Raw genomic sequence first — 2,053 nt, forward strand, 5'->3', positions numbered from 1 at the left:
AATCTTTTTCAGATTCAATCAATAATTGAACCGCTCTTTCTCTGATTTCAGGGGTATATTTTAATTTTGTCATCGGGATAGTCTCTCAGAATATTGACTCTCCGACAAACCCGGTACGGTTCAGTTTACTTTTTTCGTTCAAAAAAAAAATACATAACTTAAGAGAAGGCGTATACTTTATAATAACAAATAGAATCACCTAGGAGCAGACAAATGCCTCTCAAATTTGTAATCCGATTCGCGAGTATTTTGTTTTCATTATTAATTCTGGTTGTTATCGCGACTCAATTTTTATTTTCAAGTAAGGTAACAACGGACATATGGATCATTTCATTTCCTATTATTTTGGCTATTCCAATCTTGACATCTATTGTTTTTGCAAAAAATGATGAATTCAGTATCCATTCTATGGATTAATGTATTTATATGAATTGATAAAGTAATGTCCTAATCACTGAAAAGCTCATTACAAGGTGCAATGCTGTTCACTTAAGAGGAGCAGCATTGTGATCTACCGGATAACGGGTTTTTGACATCTTAACCGTTCGGGGTGTTGTTGGCCTCGAACGCCTTTCCAGAAACAGGCTACCCATCCCTGATCTCAGCTCCGATAGCCGCCTGCCAGTCCCTGACAAAGGGTTGGCATTCGCCATCACAATCAGCTGAACGGCTATGTACTGGCATGCAGGCTTAAAACGGATATCCGAAGGTGAACGCCCAAAGGCTACCGCTGCAAATGCCGCTTCTCGCCGAATAATATTGTAGCTCAGCAACAGACCCCACAACTCCTGATAAACCAGCTCTACCGTCTTGCTGCGAAGCGTGATGGCATTATGCTGCATCGAGCTTTTGATATCCCGAAAACCCAATTCGATTTCCCAACGCTCTTGATAGAGCCTGGCGATATCCTTTGCAGGATATTGATCGGCCGGCAGCGAGGTCAGAACTGTCTTTATTCGTCCGCCCCGCACAGCATAACTCACTTGCCTGACTTCCCAGTATTCGGGGAGCATCGGGTTTTTCTTTCTTGCCTGGGGTGACACTTTCATCCGTACCCGCACGTCACCTTCTGCATACGTCTCGATCACATCACTTTTCAGATTTTTGCGCTCCGGAATCAGCCAGTGACGACCTTGACCTTGCATCGAGAGTGAAAGCAATAAATCCGCACTCCAAAAACCCTTGTCAAACAAGGTGATCGAGTTATTCGGAATCTGGGAGATAAACTTTGCAGCCAAAGGAATCTCGCCCCGGCGATAGGGACTGATCTGTGCATCGACCAGTGTATGTGAGCGCACATTCATCAGCGCGACGAGCCGTAGCATCGGAAATGGCGTCTGGCGCTGTGTAGAAGTATTGCCTGAGCCAAAGTGCTCACGAAAATCAGTCGTATCCTGGGTTCGGAAGAGTGCACCATCGACAGCAAAGACCTGAAGCCCCTGCCATTGATCATCTGGATATCGCTCATGTCCCCAGTATTGACCCGTCTGGCGAAATAGCCACTCTACAGGATTTGCACCCAAACGCTTACGGGCTTCAGTTACCCCACTACGTGCCAGCAGGTCAAGAGAGGCTAACCCCTGAGCGCAAATATTCAGTCTTCTTGCCACTTCATGGATGGGCTCATCCCGAAAAATTGCCATCCCAAAAACCAGCCAGAGGACTTGATCTGCAGGCAAGCGTCGCCTGCGGATAGTAGCTGAACTGCTCAACTTGAGTGCGGATTCGACCCACTCAATGGGGATATTGTGAGTAAAGGTACTCAGATCCGAGAAGTTAAATAGACCGTTGAGGTCGAGAAGATCCTGCTGAAACACCATAAAAAATCCGATGCCAAACCTGACATCGGATTCTCTAATAAATTTCGCGAGGCTTCAAATGCTTAAGTGAACAGCATTGCATTACAAGGTGGGCTTTTTTATTGTCAGAGATGGATCCGGAAATTTGAACAACTCCTATAAGTGATACTCTGCTCCTCAAATGATGTTATAAACATCAATATATGGAGTATTTTATGGCACGTAGACCAAGAAGAAATCATTCAAACGACTTT

Annotated in this window: 2 protein-coding genes; one reads left to right on the top strand and one right to left on the bottom strand. The window is 44.9% G+C overall.

Going from position 1 to position 2,053, the window contains the following annotated elements:
• Positions 1 to 213: 213 nt before the first annotated feature.
• Complete coding sequence (locus FTU91_RS16755; protein ID WP_086197089.1) at positions 214 to 417, top strand: hypothetical protein; 204 nt, start codon at positions 214 to 216, stop codon at positions 415 to 417.
• Between the two features lie 68 nt (positions 418 to 485).
• Here FTU91_RS16755 and FTU91_RS16220 read toward each other — a convergent pair whose 3' ends face one another.
• Complete coding sequence (locus FTU91_RS16220; RefSeq protein ID WP_180082847.1) at positions 486 to 1,820, bottom strand: IS4 family transposase; 1,335 nt, start codon at positions 1,818 to 1,820, stop codon at positions 486 to 488.
• Positions 1,821 to 2,053 lie beyond the last annotated feature (233 nt).

Source organism: Acinetobacter sp. YH12201 (genome assembly GCF_013418145.1).
Lineage (GTDB): Bacteria > Pseudomonadota > Gammaproteobacteria > Pseudomonadales > Moraxellaceae > Acinetobacter.

What these genes read in the sequence shown, in the direction of transcription:
- FTU91_RS16755 (WP_086197089.1), top strand. Translation starts at nt 214, where the DNA reads ATGCCTCTCAAATTTGTAATCCGATTCGCGAGTATTTTGTTTTCATTA.
- FTU91_RS16220 (WP_180082847.1), bottom strand. Translation starts at nt 1,820, where the DNA reads ATGGTGTTTCAGCAGGATCTTCTCGACCTCAACGGTCTATTTAACTTC.